Origin of the sequence: Paenibacillus gansuensis, assembly GCF_042684925.1 — a bacterium.
GTDB lineage: Bacteria > Bacillota > Bacilli > Paenibacillales > DY6 > Paenibacillus_N > Paenibacillus_N gansuensis.
Window position 1 is genome coordinate 122,798 of record NZ_JBHUME010000005.1, and the last position, 15,933, is coordinate 138,730.

The window sequence follows — 15,933 nt, forward strand, 5'->3', positions numbered from 1 at the left end:
AAAAAAAGGGGAGTGTACATTAGAATGGCAAAAAACTGGGGGAAATTAACAGTTGCTGTGTTATGTTTAACTGCGTTGCTTACGGCATGTACGGGAAATAACAACCCGCCGGCGGACACCGGCAACAAAGATGGGAATCAGCCTCCGGCTCAAAGTCAAAATAACGGTGAGAAGAAAGACCCTCCGGCGGAAGAGAAAAAGTACAAAATCACGATGTTCAACCCTGGTTTCGGACTTGATAAGCCGCACCCTGACCGGGCGGATGACCCTGCAAGACAAATGCTGGAAGAGAAGTTGAACATTGAACTGGATTTTGTATTCTCTCCTGATCAGAAAATGCAGAAGATCAATACGCTGATTGCTTCCGGAAACGTGCCCGATCTGATATCGCTGGATGACCGGGATTCCGCGGTTAAACTGTTTAGTCAGAACGCCATTGTGCCGCTTGACGATTATTTGAAGGATGTACCGGAGCTGGTCGGCTATTTTGACGAGTCCCGCTGGAATGCCATGAAATATAACGGCCAAACGATCGGTGTGCCCGGAACGGAAGGCATCGGCGGAGTGAACGGCTATTGGATCCGCAACGACTGGTTAAAGAAACTGAACCTGCCGGTGCCGCAGACAAGTGAGGAACTGTTGGACGTCATGCGAGCCTTCACTTTCAAGGATCCGGACGGAAACGGCAAAGCGGATACGTATGGCTTTGCAGGCGGGTTGACGAAAGAAGGGAAGCTGGACTCAGGCCTTGAGTATCTGTTCTGGATGTTCGGCGTAAGCCCGGAAGGAATGCATCTTCAGGACGGAAAACTGGCAGTGGATAATGTGGATCCGCGGATGAAAGAAGCTTTGGCTTACGTGAATACGATTGTGAAAGAGAAAGTAATTGATCCCGACTGGGTTACGATCAATATGCGTTCGCAGCTGGATGAGAAGATGAACAAAGGGAAAGTTGGCGTCGTAGTAGCGGATTGGCGGCGGATGGAGCCAGACGGTCAGAAGCTGATGCAGGAAATGGGCGGCGAGGTGCCGGATTGGATTCAGATCGCTCCGCCGAAAGGACCTCACGGTGACCAGATCCTGTCTCTCGACGTATTCCAAAGCGCCCAATGGGTAGTTTCCAAGAAAACAGCCGAAGACCCGGCTAAAGTTAAGAAGGCGCTCGAGCTGCTGCAGTACATGTATACGGACAAGGAAATTTATCCTTGGCTGGCTTACGGGGTGAAAGATGTGACCTGGAAGCAGAACGGGGACAACGCGGAAGTGACGGACAAATTTGTGGATAAAGCTTACGGTTGGACCCGCCATTATGCATTCGTGCGCCGCGCCGACGACAAGACCTATTTTAATTTCAAAAATGAGATGACGAACAAAAACCTTGAACTGAACCAGAAGTACCTGAAGCCGAACGAAGTCATGCCTTTCCTGGTCCCGGATCCGGAGGATACGCTTGCAGTGGACCGGACCAAATATATGAGGGAAATGATGCTCAAGTTTATCACCGGCAAAGAGCCGCTTTCCAAGTGGGACAGCTATGTTGAAACACTCAACACGAAGTTCAAATTAAACGTCCTGATCGACAGCAGCACGAAGCAGCTGATGGAGCAAGGCATACTGAAATAAGGACTTGTCTCATAGAATCAGATAGAACCTATTTTACTCTAACGTATGGAACGTGATCGATATGGCCTGGATCTACAGAATCTCCTTCAAACTGTTTGCCTTGTGCTTTGTCATTCTGCTTAGCAGCATTGTTTCGATCAGCCTGATCTCCTATCAATATATGAGGGCGGAAATGATGAAGCATGAACAAGTTTATACGGAACAGCTGCTGTTGAAAGTGGAGCAATATCTCGACTTGTATTCCGCTATGGCGCAGTCGCTTCTCTCCTCTGTGGATACCATGGTGGAGGAGGGAACGGAGGAGGCTCTGCAGAGCCAAATGGATCACTTGTACGACTCTAGCATCGACTATATCAATAACATTTATATCATCCGGCCGGATTTGTCGGTAACCGGAGGCAACATCTATACGAAAGTATTCTCAGAAGCGGTCCCTGCCAGAGAGTCGATCTACAATAACGCAGTAAAAGCCTGGCCGGAAACCGTGATCAGCGAGCCTTATCAAAGCAAGTATTCCGGGTATACGGTAACGGTCTCCAAAGGGCTGCGCAAGGGGCATGAATATGTTGTTGCTGCGGTAGATTTGAATATTCGGTCGTTAAAAGGAAGGCTTCTTGAGCTGAGCGGCACCGATGATGTCACATTGGGCCTGCTCAGCGCCAAGGGGCAGGTCGTGGCTTGGCCGGCAGAAGGCCCGGAACGGGCGGGAAACCAGGCTCAGCCGGACATTGGCGGGCTGACGGTGCAGGATCTGCTGAACGAACCGTATCGCCAAATTACGGTGGATGAGGGCGGACGGCCTAAATTTTACATTGAAAAGCGGTATTTGGAAAGGCTGAACTGGGTTGCCGTTGCCGAACTGAAAGGAACCCGGGTTGAAAATGCTTTGGATCTGCTTGAGCATTATCTTGTCTATTTCATTATTTTTGGACTTCTGGTCAGTCTGGGGGCTTCCTGGGCCATATCCCGTTATATCCGAAAGCCGCTCAACTCCTTGATCAGGATTATGCGGAGAATGCGGAGCGGGAACCTGAACATCACGATCTATAACCGCCGGAAAGATGAGTTTGGCGAGCTGGCTTCCGCATTTTCAGAGATGATCCGCCGGATCCGCCATCTGATTGATGATCTCAATGCAAGCGAATCGTTAAAGAGAACGCTGGAAATTCAAATGCTGCAGTCCCAGATTAATCCTCATTTCCTATATAACACGCTGGGTTCCATCAGCAATGTAGTGGAGCTGGGCAGGCCGGAACAGGTCGATCCCATCATCAGGTCGCTCATTTCAATTCTGGAATACGGAGTGGAAGATGCCGCGGATGAAGTGACCTTGAAAGAGGAATTGGAGAACGTAAAGCATTATTTATATATACAAAATATACGCTACGACTGCACTTTCGAATTAGAACTTCATATTGCACCCGAATTGATGGGGATGAACGTATTGAGGCTTATGCTGCAGCCAATTGTGGAGAACAGTATTTTTCACGGTTATCAGGGAGGAAGAAAGAAAGGGCCGATCCGGATTGCAGCCTATTGCACGGAAAAAGGTGCCGTAATCGAGGTGACGGATTACGGGGCCGGTATGGAAGGAGCGGATGCTGAGCCATGGAAACGGCAGAGCGCAAGCGAAAACAAGCCGTCCCGAAGGCAGCGGATCGGGTTATATAACATCCACAAGCGGCTGCAGCTGCATTATGGAGACAAGAGCGGAATCGGCGTCAGGACCGCTCCGGGTCAAGGGACGACCGTCATCATTCGAATTCAGAAAGGCGGGGGAACGGGCCATGCGAACCTTAACTTGCCTGATCGTGGACGATGAGCCTTTGATCTTGCAAAGATTGGAGCAGTTATTTGGGAAATTGGAGTTTACGATGCAGGGATACAAGCTGATCGGCAGCGCTTCCTCCGGACAAGAGGCGTTGGAACTGGCTGCTGCAGCGAAGCCTGACGTCGTTATCACAGATATCGTCATGCCGGTTATGTCCGGGATGGAACTGATAGAGGCTATGAAGCCGATGCTGCCTCATAGTTTTTTTGTGATTTTAAGCGCGTACAAGGATTTCGAATATGCAAAGCAGGCCATTGCTCTAGACGTGACGGAATATGTCGTGAAGGTGCCTTTGGACGATAAGGCGCTGCTCGAAGCGCTCGGTAAGGCAAAAGAGCGGATCATGCTCAAAGAGGAGAGTGCAAGCCGTCTGAACCGAATGCAGCAATCGATTCGTGAGCATGCGCTGCGGCTTCGCAAACAGCTGGTAGCGGAGCTGATCGCCGGGACGTCTTCGGCTGACCGGATTATGGATCATAACAAAGGCCCGCTGCAAATCGATTTTGAGCCCCGGAATTACTGCGGTTTTCATCTGAAAATCGACCGGTTCCGGGATTTTCTTTCGAAATACAGCAGTACCGACCGGCAGCATTTGAAATATGCCCTGCTGAACATTGCAGAGGAGACATTGCATAAATACGGCAAAGGTTTCATGTGCGAACTGGAAGAGAACCGCCTGGCCGGCTTCATTTCATGGGAAGGGGTGAAGAGTGAGTCCCGCGTTGAGGAACAATGCTATGAGTTTGGCACAGAGCTGACGAGGAATGCATACGGCTATCTGCGGTTAAGGGTTTCCGTCGGGTTTAGCAAGCCCCGTCAAGGCTGGAGAACGGCGGGAGTATGCCTCTCGGAGGCGGGGCTTTCGCTGAAGGATGCATTTTACCAGCCGGGAACCGTAATCACACCGGTTCGGAGGCTGGTATACGATGACGGCGCTTTGGATAAGCTTCGGGCCCTATTAGATAGCTGTATGGAATACCTGCTCGCAGGCAGCGGAGGGGATGAAGATATTTCCCCGGTTTTAGGACTGCTTTCTGCCAAATCGGCAGAGCCGGTACGGGCTGCGGAAACGCTGCAAGCATGGATGTTTGAATTAAAGCGAAAGAGCCTGTTTCCGCTGACAGAGCAGCCGGACTGGACTCCGGACGGCATGCCGCTGCTTTTGACCAGAGAGGAATTAGAAGACGAACTCCGCAGCATCTGGCTGGGGGCCCTGAAGAAGAAGACGGAGCTGGACAGCGAGCATCGCGAACGTCCGGAAATCCGGAAAGCGAAGCAATATATTAAAACCAGGCTGGCGGAGAAGATTACTTTGTCCGAAGTGGCTGACTTTGTAGGCATGAATATGACTTATTTCAGCGAGACGTTCAAGAAAGAAGGGAACGAGAGCTTTACCGACTATGTTAACCGAATCCGGATCGAGAAGGCGGTTACACTGATCGGTTCCGGCAGATACAGCAACCAGGAGCTTTCCGCGGCGGTGGGCATCCCCAATGAGAGGTATTTTTGTACCCTGTTCAAAAAGTATACAGGCACAACGCCCCAGAAATTCGGGAACCGGGAGACAAGGAGGGGCTAACTTCCGAAAAAACCAAAGTTCTTTCCGAAAATGCTGAAGTTTTCGGCCTTAAGTTCTAACTAAACTAAGTGTAAAGCGCTTACAAAGTAGTGCTGGGCTATCATCTGCTGTTTAAGTGGGCAGACTGGTAGTTATCCTTGCACGGATCCCCGTTCAAACATGAGCGCCGGATTACCTAATCCTTAGGCTGGGGGATGGTTTAGTTGAAATTTAGGGCCAAATTGTTTAAAAAAGCAATTGGTGTAGTTGCTGCGGTTTTGCTGCTTCAAAGTGTATTGCCCTTTTTATATGTTTCTTCTTCGCTTCAGGCCGCTCCGGATAGGAGCATCCGTTATATCGAATCTTTTGCCTCGGGCCGGGCGGACGGCTGGAAACTGAGCAGCGCCTCTTGGAAGGTGTCGACGGTCAGCGACGCCGTGTACGGGGAATCTCAGGTGTTGAGCCAAGGGGTAAACGGATCAACGCCGGACACGGCTTTAACAGGCGACGCCAGCTGGACCGACTATACGGTTCGATCCTCGATTCGTCCGAAGAATACCGCGGCAAACGGCGGCAGCGCCATCTTGTTTCGCGCAGCGGACACCAAAAATTATTACTGGGTCCGCTTTTACCGGGCTGCAGACCAGACTGCCTATCTGCAGCTAATGCGGACTGTGAACGGCACGGTCAGCAGTATCGGGCAGAAGCCTTATGCCTGGCAGGACGGCACCTGGTATGATGTCCAAATTCAAGCTGCGGGTACCGTATTGAAGGTATCCGTGAACGGCAGCGCGGAGCTAAGCTATACTGATAAATCGGCGGCTCCTCTACTCAAAGGAGGAATCGGCTTCCGCACCTATTTATCGGAAGCGGAGATAGACCGTGTGGAGGTGAACGGTACACTGTCTCTGCCGGCGCGCGAGCTTGGGGTCCAGGCCGTAGTCACAGGGAGCGGCATCCGACTACAGTGGCAGCCGTTTCCGGAGCCGGAAGCCGCTTCTTATGTCATCCGTAAAGGAATACCCGATGCTGGGAGCGGAAGCGCTTCCTACTCCGATCTGATACAGGTCTCCTTGGAACAGGCAGCCCAGGGGGTTGTAGATTCGGCGGTCGAACCGGAAGGAAGCTATTCGTATATCGTGCAGGCATTGGATGTAAACGGGGCAGCGATAGGAGAGTCCGCTCCTGTTTCCGCCCAGTACAGTCCGGACAGCCAGCGGCTGTATATCGATTCCTTTAATGACGGCAGCGCCGACGGCTGGAGCCTCGGCAGCGGTTCCTGGGTAACCCGCCAGGCGGCAGGCCCTGCGGGAACGGAATCCTATGTACTTGCCCAAAGCCGAAACAGCCAGACGACGGAATATTCATTTCTGGGGGGAAGCGACTGGTCCGAGTATTCAGCTGAATTCGACATGCGCTCCTTAAACACCTCTCCCGGCGGAAGCAGCTCGATATTGTTCCGGGCGAAAGACGCCAAAAATTATTACATGTTCCGTTTCGTAAAAACAACCAGCTCTGCTTATGTACTGCAAACCTTTAAGGCGCTTGAAGGGAAGCTGACGACGCTTGCACAGCGTACGTTCGCATGGAAGGAAGGCGATTGGTACCGCGTTAAGGTCACTGTTTCCGGCAGCGGCTTTCAAGTGTATTTGAATGAGGAGAAGATGGCCGACATTCAGGATACCACGAACCCGCTGCTCACGGGAGGAATCGGCCTTCGGACGTATTTGACCGAGATGGAAATCGATCGGGTAAAGGCCGAAGGACGTATAGCTCCGCCCCGGCAGGATTACGGATTGCGGAGTAAGATAGACAATGGCCGGGTGCTGCTGGAATGGAAGCCTTCTGCGGAGCCTGAAGCTTACCGCTATCAGGTGTTCCGCGGCCGGATGGATGCAGTTGGCGGAACGTTCTCTTATGAACCGGTCAGCGGGCTGGTGAGTGAAACTTCGTTCACTGACCCCGCGGCTTTAGCGGGTGAAAGCTACTCGTATTATATCGAAGTATCCGATCAACTGGAGCGGGTGTTCTCCCGTTCGTACCCGACCACAGTCACCCCGCTGCAAGAAGAAACCCTTGCCGTGCTGCAGAATGGTATCATAAAAGTCGAATTTGTCCGTACGGCTGCAGCCGGTACGGAGCCGTTTATCGGAAAGCGGATTTATCTTGCGGACGGCTCCGGAGGCTGGCTGCAGACTCCCGTCAACCCGGTAGACGAGAAAATGGCGGTCATTTACTCGCCTGACGTGAAGCTGGGCAAAAATCAGTTCGAGACCGATAACCAGCAAACACACCCGGTATGGACGAATGTGTCAGGAAACTCGACGCCGAACCTGTTTGAGGCGGGAACAACGTATTGGGTCCGGCCGTCAACCCTTGAGCAACAGGGAGGGCAAGTGCTGCTCCGAGCGGCGGATCAGGCAGGTTCATTTCAGCTCGAACAGGTATGGAGCCTGGCGCCGGATGCCGGTTGGCCTAAAGTCGAACAAACGCTGATCCCGGGAAGCGCAGGGTATTGGTCGGTTATCTCCGAAGGTTTTTTTAATAAGCCTTTGAATGAAGTGGAATATCTGCAGCTGGGTTTCCTGATCAACCAGAAGCGGCTTCCCGCAGAGCCTTACACCGTACCGGAATACCAGCTGCCGAATCCAGTCGTACTGGCTCAAGCGGAAGTAGAGGGGGCGGGCCCGGTCAATTTCGGCTTGGTGCCGGACCGAAGCGAGATTCCTCCCCGGATGGCAAAGCTGGAAACATCAAGGTTCGGACTGCTGATTTCCGGCCCCAACCGTGCCGTTCAGCCCGGTTTGGCCGCACCGCTGCTAGGAACCGAGCTTTCCAAGATGGCTGCAGGGCAGTCCTTTACGTTCACGTACCATTACATTGTGGAAAAAGGGCAATGGGCGGATGTGTATGAGAAGGTTGCCAGGACCGTATTCGGCTTCGGCGATTACCGCACTTCCTGGAACACTTCCGTGACCGATACGATCCATAATTTAATTGATTTGATGATGGATGACGTCTATTCCGGCTGGTGGGCGAGAGCGAAGGGCTATAAAGACATTGAGATTCTGAATTCCGTTAAACACGGGAATACCCTTGCGGCTTACGAAGCTTACTTGTTGACCGGCAACGAGGATATTTACCGCAGGCGGGTGCTGCCGTTGACCGAGTTCCTTATTTCCCGAAGCGACCGTGTGTATTCGCCGATCGCGGACCGAAAGGGGGCCAGTGCCATATCCGAGCTGGGAGGCGAAACTACGGCTTACGGTGCTGCTGCGCTGATGCCTGCTTACGAGATGGGCCGGCAAAGCTCAGGTATCCTGCATGAAAAAGCATTGTCGGAGCTGGACAGCGGCCGGAAGGCAAGTTTGGAAGATTATATTGCAGCCTATAAGACAACGAAGAAGGAATCGTACTTGACGGCCGCGAAGCAGATCGCCGATCAGATCGTGACGGCGGAACTTGCCCCAGGGCAGACGTATACGCTTAGCGGTACGCAGTTTGTGTTTCTGAATTGGCCCGATTGGGAAGGGCTTATGGATTTATATGAGCTGACGGGAGAGCAGCGGTACTTGGATGGTGTCAAAAAAGCGGCGGACCTGTTTCTTACCTCCGTATGGATGCAGCCGGTGCCTGGTAAGGAACAGGTGACTGTACCTAGTTCCGTTCATCGTTCGCCTTATGTTCATTGGACCGGCGGCAGGATCGGATGGCCTTATGATCTGCAGGCAATCCAACAGACAACCGAAGGCTGGATCCCCTCTCAGGCGGGACTGACTTTGGAACAAGGCATTACCTATGAAGATCTGGGCGGCAACGGCGTCATTATGAATCCCGGATGGGCCGGGTACCTGATGAGATTGTCCCAGCTAAGCGGGAAGGCCTTGTATAAAGACGCTGCCCGCAGCAGTATCGTAGGTAGAAACGGCAATTACCCGGGTTATTACTACCGGCAGTTCTCAGTGAACCAAATGGACCCGTTATACCCTTACAAAGGGCCGGATATAACAGAGATCTATTATCATCACATTCCGATTCAGCTGGGGCTGACGGTGGATTTCCTGCTAAGCGATATGATGTACCGCGCGGGAGGAGCCATCCGTTTTGAGGGAGAGACCGACCCGGGCTTGAGTGTAGGGAACAATCAATATTTATGGTTCCGCAGCAAGTATTACGGCCATAAACCCGGAGAAATGTACGGACGGACCGGTATGCATCTATGGCTGCCCAAAGGGCTTGTAAACACCGGAAATCCGCAGGTAAGCTGGCTTACGGCAACTGACGGAAGTACCATGTTTATTCCCCTTTTGAACTATGATGATAAGCCGCAAACGGTAAATGTTAAGCTGAATACTGCGCTTGCCGGTGCTGCAGCAGACGGTACGTTACAGGTGCTGGATGAGCAAGGAAGAGCGCTTCCGTCAGCAGCCATGAAGGCTGGAGTCGTGAATGTAACGATTCCTGCCAAAGGGATGCGCACACTTCGGATGGACGGCGTAACGGGACGGACAAAAGCAATGGATTGGGGAGGCAGCGGTTTATCTCCTGATCAGCAAAAGCTTAGTTTCCGCAAAGACGAAACCGCAACGAATGAACTCGGAACGATTGAAAGCGCCTTGTTGATTCACGAGAAACAGAACTATGATGCTTATGTCTATACGACTGCGAAGGATGATATTATATCGGAAGCTGTGCTTCATTACAATGCAGGAAAAGGATGGACCCGGTCGGTCAATAATCAATTTCCGTTCGAGTTCTCTGTCGGTCCGCTGCCTCAGGAGCAGCCTTTCCAGTATATCCTGGAAACCAGGACACTGTCCGGCGAGGTGCACTCTTCAGAAATGCGGCAGATTCAGGTCACCAATGACCTTGCTTGGCAGCAAAGTCGCTTGACTCTTCAGCTGAATGCAGCAGAGAAAGCTGCAGCAGCCGTGACGGCCGGAAAGCCGGCGAACCAGCAGTGCGACCTTGTGCGCATGATCCAAACACTGAAGGTTTCAGGGGCGCGAGCTGTTTCGGATACGGCCGGCCAGACGGCGGAGAAAACGAATGTGCTGCTTCAGTTTCTCCGTGATCTGCAGAAAGTGAAGAGCTCCGCTGAGAAATGTTCGCCTTTATCGCTCAGAGGTCACTCCGCATCTCTTCATCAGGCCTTGGATATGGCGCATTCCGTTGTCCAACAACGGCTTGGGATACTGATTCCGGTATCCGCAGATGAGGCAATTACCTCCAACCGGCTGTTCCAGGGAGATAGCACTGCCGCAACTGTTACGATCGGAAATGGCAGCAGCTACACTGTCACGGAAGGGAAGCTGACCCTGCAGCTGCCGTCAGGCTGGAGTTCGTCTGCCGGCACGACAGTCAGCGTACCTCAGCTGCTTCCGGGGGGGCAGAACGTATTTCAGTCAAGCTTGACGGTATCTTCCTCTGCTCCGCCGGGAACTTATCTGCTGCCTGCTGTGCTTCAATATAAAGTCAACAATGCGCTGCTTACGAAACCATTGCAGGTAAAGGCAGATGTAGTTTCAAAGCTGAGGCTGGAACTTCAAACGTATAAAACCACCGTGCTGGCAGGGGAGCCTGCTCCGATACAGCTTACGCTGCGCAATGACGGTACTCAGCCGGTAAGCGGAAACATCGTACTCGAACTTCCTGCGCAATGGAGAGCGGATGGGGACCTCGCCTATTCCAATTTGGCTGCAGGAGGAACGCTTCAACGTACGATTACGGTTACGCCTGATCCCAATCTGCAGGCTTCGGAACAAACCATCGCGATTTCGGCTCAAGGAACCGGGGCCCAGTCTCCTAAAGTATTATGGAAGGCAACCGGAACCCGGAACGTAGCTTTATCGGCACTGGGCAGCCAAGCAACCGCAAGCACCGAGCTGGTTGCGGCGCACTCGGCGATGAAAGCCATAGACGGCGGCTACTCCTCGCCGCAGGCCGAACGGTGGATCAGCTTGGACAGCGAAACGATTCACGATCTAGTCATTAACTTCGGCAAGCCAAGGACGATTGGTAAAATTATCGTGCGCCATATGGGGACGGCGGGAGATCCTTCCTTTAACACAGCCGATTTCCAGCTGCAAACCGCTGCTTCCCCAAGCGGGCCATGGACCGACTTAGTAACGCCGGTTACAGGGAATACGGATTCGGTAACCGAGCATACGTTCACCCCTGTAACAACCAGCTATATCAGGCTTCATATCACCAAAGGAAGCCCTAGAGACAATTATGCAAGGATTTATGAAGTAGAGGCGATTCTAGCTGGACCTGGAGGTTAAACTGTTGTTTCAAATCGGGGTAAACCGAACACAGCCGGGCTGCTATTCGCATAATAGAATGTTCCCGCTGCATCCTTAGTAACAATAGATGGAAATGAATTAGGGCAGCCCTAAAAGGTATATGATACCTTCTGAGGGCTGCCCTTTCTTGAAACAGGGATGTTTCCTTCGGAATGGAACGAATTCCCTACTGAAGGGATGGCGGAAGCCGGTTCACCGCGGTTCTCTTGAATCGGTCAGGTTTGTTGCATTCTCTTTTGGGTAAGTAGTAACAACATCCCGAGGAGGTCCGCTATGGTTACCAACCGGTTTTTGAGAAACTGCGCGGGCGTCATTGCCGTGCTTGTCATTATCTATTTGCTGTATAAAATTAAATTTTTGTTCAGCCCGCTGCTAACGGTGTTTAATCTGCTGCTGGTACCTTTTGTGACGGCAGGTTTCTTCTATTATGTGCTCCGGCCGGCTATCCATTATTTGGACAGGAGGCATACGAAGCGGATCGTGTCGGTGCTGCTGATCTATCTATTGATAATCGGCCTGATCATGGTGCTGTTCGTGTCGGTGTGGCCTGTTCTGGTTCGCCAGGTAAAGGAATTTGTAAGCAATTTCCCGGCATTGGTAACCGCTCTTAACGGGCAGACGGCGGAACTGACCCAAAGCAAATATTTCTCGATGCTGAGCTCGGGTGATGTTGACTTATCGGCGAAGCTCTCCGAATATGCCAACCGTGCGTTTGCCTTCGTCACGGACTATACGAACCGGCTGTTTGCTTTTATTTCACGTTTCGTGATCGTGCTGGGAACCGCGCCTATCATCTTGTTCTTCTTGTTGAAAGACGGAGAGAAGACGCCGGGTAAAATCTTGAAAATCATCCCCAGAAGTTACCGGCCTGAAGCTGCGGCAGCGCTTACCGAGATAGACGATGCCCTAAGCGGCTATATCTCAGGAAGAATGATCAGTACGCTGCTGCTGGCCGTCATGATGTACATCAGTTTTCTGCTGATCGGGCTGCCGTATTCCTTGCTGCTTACCATTGTCGCGGCGTTGCTGTCGTTTATTCCGTTTGTGGGCACGTTTATCGGAGCCGTTCCCCCGATCATCATCGGATTCATAGAATCCCCGCAAATGGCGTTGTGGGTGCTGCTGATCATCGTGCTGGCACAGCAGGTCCAGGATAACCTGCTAACACCGCTGATATTCGGCCGCAAGCTGGATATTCACCCCCTGACATCGATTCTGCTGTTGTTAGTCGTCGGAAACTTTGCAGGCATCCTGGGGATGCTGCTTGCCGTTCCTGCGTACATGATTGTAAAGATCATATCCATCCATCTGTATGATTTATTCATGAAGGAGAAGGTAGACGAGATCATCGAGGAGCAATGAGAAAAGCCCGTTCAGTTAGAACGGGCTGCTTTCTTTCTCATCGCAAAGTACGCGCCGCAGACGAGCAGGGCGATCCCCGAAACGGAGAGAATCATCTGGGTAGGCGTCAAAGCAAGCCATTGGGCCAAATAAACGGAGTAAGCCAGAATAGAGGAGGTAAGCAACTTGGAAACGGCGGCAATGAGCAGAAACCGTTTGGGCGAGACGCCGCTGATGCCGGCCCCGACACAGACAAGCTCATCCGGAAGAACCGGAATAATGAATAGAAGAATCATAATGACCGTTTCATTCTTGGAGACGTATTTATGATACTGCTCCAATTTCGACGGTTGGATCAGGCGCTGCACCAGCTTCAATCCGCCGATCCGGGAAGCGGTAAACATGACTGCTTCTCCAAGCCAGGTACCCGCAAAGCCGATCGCGAAGGCGGGAAATGCACCGAACGCCGAGCTCCCGGCTACAACGGTCACGGCCTCGGGAATCGGCAGCATGATCGGCTGAGCGAAACAGAGCGCGAAATAGATCCATTTAGCGGTGGATAAATGCTCCTGGAACACCGACTCCAAACCCCGTTCGTCGGTAATGACCATAAATGCGGAAATATAGTAGATAACCATAATAATGAAGGTTACGACCGTATAGTAAACCGTTACCCAGTGCAGGACGCGGACAACCCGGTGCTGACCCAGCAAGTGCGCTGTAACCGTGCCGAGCGTCATCAACAATGCCATAACGGTCGCCGTAATTTGATATCCGGTAAATAGCGTCGGCATGCCGATGCGGATCATGAGAACGGCTAAAATGCCTAACAGCAAAGTGACGTAAGGGAATTTCTCGTATTTAGCCATACCGGACCTCTTTGATTTTACTTGTTGTGTTCATAATGTGCCTCTTATCATTTGAAATATGCTGTATTTAACTTGCTTTTCTATTGTAACTCAAGAACCGTAACTATGCATCTGATTCCAGACCGAACCGAACCTGGACCTCAGACGGGGAATAATTGAAAAGGCGCCCTGTGAAGGACGCCGTAAGAATGCGGTATTTACGAGAGGGTGACCATCGGTTTCACCGCCGCGTTGAATGCAGAACGATTCTCCCATAGAAAAGAGACAATGTTTTGCGGCTGGTCGAAAAATTGTTCCTGCTCATCTGCATAGTCCAGCCCGATCCCATGGATACTGAACAGGTCTTTCTCATACTGCATCAGAGTCCACTGTCCGCCGCGCTTGCGGTCTTCGAATACAAAATAGTGCTTTCGACCTTCCTGATCCCAATGGGCTACCTCTGGAAACGTCTCCAAAACCAAATCAATATCCGCTTTTTTCTTGATCAGCAAATCGGTCACTCTCCCTGTCTATGAAATGTATTTTCTGATAGCATTATATAAATAGTTTCGGGAGAAGAATGTCGGTTGTTCGGGGGGAAGGATGATAACTTTTGTCGAATTGCAAAATCCCGGCTTCTTCTGACATAAAGCGACAGTGAAGCCCGCAGTTTTCCGATATAATGAGGGAAAAGAAGATTGGATTTGCCATCAGAAACGAGTCGGGAGTGTTCAGGTTGGAACATTTTATCGTTAGGTCGGTGTTCGTCAGTTTTCTCTGCACCTTCATCGGTGTGTCATCCATATGGATGAATAAAGCTTCCAGCGTCCCGGCGGTGATAGCCTTTGGAATTGCATTCTGTCTAAGTATGGGGCTGTCAGGGAAATACAGTAAACTGAGTTGGTTTCAGCTGCCGCTCCTTGCAGGGTTCCACTGGTTCGCCGAGCTCAATTGGTGTTTCGTTTTATATTTCATCATCATTGCCTATGCCATTATGAAAAAGCCCAGCCTTTCCTATACGATTTCTATGTCAGCCGCCGCCATTTCAGTATACTCCTGCGTCAGGCTGTACTACCAGCCGGTCACTGAATACAATGTGCTGGTAACCGTACAGGATCTGATGAGCGTTGCCGCATTTGTGCTTTTGGTGCATTACGTGCTGGGTTCCGAGAGGGAGAAGCAGAGGCTTGCTTCGGAGAAGGAATTTTTGATCACACATGATCCTCTTACCGGCCTGTTGAATTACGAAGGGTATATCAGCAGGGTTGAGGAGCTGATGATAGCCCGGACTCCATTTGTACTGGTGCTGCTGGACTTCCAGGATTTCAAGTCTGTAAATACCGAGAGCATTTCAACCGGGAATGAAACGCTCACGAACATTTCGAACCTGCTGCGGCGACTGTTTCCTGATTACTATGCGGTGTCAAGATATGCCGGAGACCGTTTCGCCATCCTGATTCCGCCAAGAGGGGAAATGTCCGCCGTATTAACAGATAAACTGGAATCCGGGAGACTAGGCTATCAGGTAACCTACAGTTTTGGGGAGTTCCCGAGAGAATCTGCCGTGAAGGAAGAGCTGATTTCCCTTGTGGAGGAGAGGCTGTTTCAGGGAAAAAGGAATGTTTGGATCCATAGGGAAGAAGAATTGTTCCGATCGGAGAAGATGAAAGTAGTCGGCGAACTGGCGGCGGGAATGGCACATGAAATCCGCAACCCGTTAACAACCATCAAAGGTTTTATGCAGATTGCATCCCAGAATGATTTCAATGTGCGCCCCTGGTTTGATATTATTATGGGTGAAATCACCAGAATGAATGAGCTCACCGCAGAGTTTCTTCAGTTCTCGAAGCCGCATATCAGCAACATGAAGCCGGAACCGCTGGAAGAATGCATACATAGAGTGCTGTCGCTCACGGAATCCGATGCGCTGTTCCGGGGACATAGGATATTAGTCCAGCCTGCGATGGAGTCGATTTACATTTATACAGATCGGGATAAGATGGTGCAAGTTCTTCTGAATCTGATCCAAAATGCCTATGAAGCTATGCAGCAGCCCGGAGAAGTCTATGTTCGCGTAGCAAAAGAAGAGTATGTTGTGAGAATTGAAATCGAAGACACGGGGCCGGGAATTCCGGAGGAAGAATTGAAGGAAATCTTCAATCCATTTTATACAACGAAAGAAACGGGGACTGGATTAGGTTTATCGATCTGCCAGAAAATTGTACAAGACCACAACGGGGTCATCGACGTAAAAAGCACATTGAACCGTGGATCCATATTTAGTATATTTCTGCCGGTCTATGTAGCGGGTCAGCCCGAGCAAGAAACAGCGACAAATACACCTGAGAAACAGGCGAATTTTGCTTAACTGAACATAACATTATTAAAGTAAGTAAATATTTATTTGTAATTAACTTTAAAGTGGTA

General features: G+C 51.1%; 8 protein-coding genes. 6 read left to right on the forward strand and 2 right to left on the reverse strand.

Features of this window, described 5'->3' with window-relative positions:
* Positions 1 to 24: 24 nt before the first annotated feature.
* From ACFSUF_RS04535 to ACFSUF_RS04555, 5 genes are all read left to right on the forward strand, one after another.
* Positions 25 to 1,623: a hypothetical protein gene (locus ACFSUF_RS04535; RefSeq protein ID WP_377600573.1), complete on the forward strand. Its 1,599-nt coding sequence runs from the start codon at positions 25 to 27 to the stop codon at positions 1,621 to 1,623.
* A gap of 61 nt (positions 1,624 to 1,684) precedes the next feature.
* On the forward strand, positions 1,685 to 3,445 hold the full coding sequence (locus ACFSUF_RS04540) for a sensor histidine kinase (protein ID WP_377600575.1): 1,761 nt from the start codon (positions 1,685 to 1,687) through the stop codon (positions 3,443 to 3,445).
* The gene (locus tag ACFSUF_RS04545; protein ID WP_377600578.1) at positions 3,411 to 5,033 is read left to right on the forward strand and encodes a response regulator transcription factor; all 1,623 of its coding nucleotides are present in this window, start codon (positions 3,411 to 3,413) and stop codon (positions 5,031 to 5,033) included. The genes ACFSUF_RS04540 and ACFSUF_RS04545 overlap by 35 nt, the downstream gene beginning before the upstream one ends.
* Positions 5,034 to 5,236: 203 nt before the next feature.
* Positions 5,237 to 11,296 (forward strand): NEW3 domain-containing protein, encoded by a 6,060-nt coding sequence (locus ACFSUF_RS04550; RefSeq protein WP_377600581.1) that lies wholly within the window; start codon positions 5,237 to 5,239, stop codon positions 11,294 to 11,296.
* A 294-nt stretch (positions 11,297 to 11,590) separates the two neighbouring features.
* Positions 11,591 to 12,679 carry an AI-2E family transporter gene (locus ACFSUF_RS04555; RefSeq protein ID WP_377600583.1) on the forward strand — a complete coding sequence of 363 codons (1,089 nt, stop codon included), beginning with the start codon at positions 11,591 to 11,593 and terminating at the stop codon, positions 12,677 to 12,679.
* Between the two features lie 11 nt (positions 12,680 to 12,690).
* On the opposite strand, the gene ACFSUF_RS04560 is transcribed toward ACFSUF_RS04555, so the two are convergent.
* Positions 12,691 to 13,527 (reverse strand): TVP38/TMEM64 family protein, encoded by an 837-nt coding sequence (locus tag ACFSUF_RS04560; RefSeq protein WP_377600584.1) that lies wholly within the window; start codon positions 13,525 to 13,527, stop codon positions 12,691 to 12,693.
* A gap of 197 nt (positions 13,528 to 13,724) precedes the next feature.
* Positions 13,725 to 14,018 (reverse strand): hypothetical protein, encoded by a 294-nt coding sequence (locus ACFSUF_RS04565; RefSeq protein WP_377600586.1) that lies wholly within the window; start codon positions 14,016 to 14,018, stop codon positions 13,725 to 13,727.
* A 224-nt stretch (positions 14,019 to 14,242) separates the two neighbouring features.
* Between ACFSUF_RS04565 and ACFSUF_RS04570 the strand changes: the two genes are divergently transcribed.
* Positions 14,243 to 15,874 carry a sensor histidine kinase gene (locus tag ACFSUF_RS04570; RefSeq protein WP_377600589.1) on the forward strand — a complete coding sequence of 544 codons (1,632 nt, stop codon included), beginning with the start codon at positions 14,243 to 14,245 and terminating at the stop codon, positions 15,872 to 15,874.
* Positions 15,875 to 15,933: the final 59 nt, after the last annotated feature.

Excerpts from the sequence above, each read along its gene's own strand:
- ACFSUF_RS04545 (WP_377600578.1), top strand. The coding sequence starts at position 3,411 with ATGCGAACCTTAACTTGCCTGATCGTGGACGATGAGCCTTTGATCTTG.
- ACFSUF_RS04540 (WP_377600575.1), top strand. The coding sequence starts at position 1,685 with ATGGCCTGGATCTACAGAATCTCCTTCAAACTGTTTGCCTTGTGCTTT.
- ACFSUF_RS04535 (WP_377600573.1), top strand. The coding sequence starts at position 25 with ATGGCAAAAAACTGGGGGAAATTAACAGTTGCTGTGTTATGTTTAACT.
- ACFSUF_RS04560 (WP_377600584.1), bottom strand. The coding sequence starts at position 13,527 with ATGGCTAAATACGAGAAATTCCCTTACGTCACTTTGCTGTTAGGCATT.
- ACFSUF_RS04555 (WP_377600583.1), top strand. The coding sequence starts at position 11,591 with ATGGTTACCAACCGGTTTTTGAGAAACTGCGCGGGCGTCATTGCCGTG.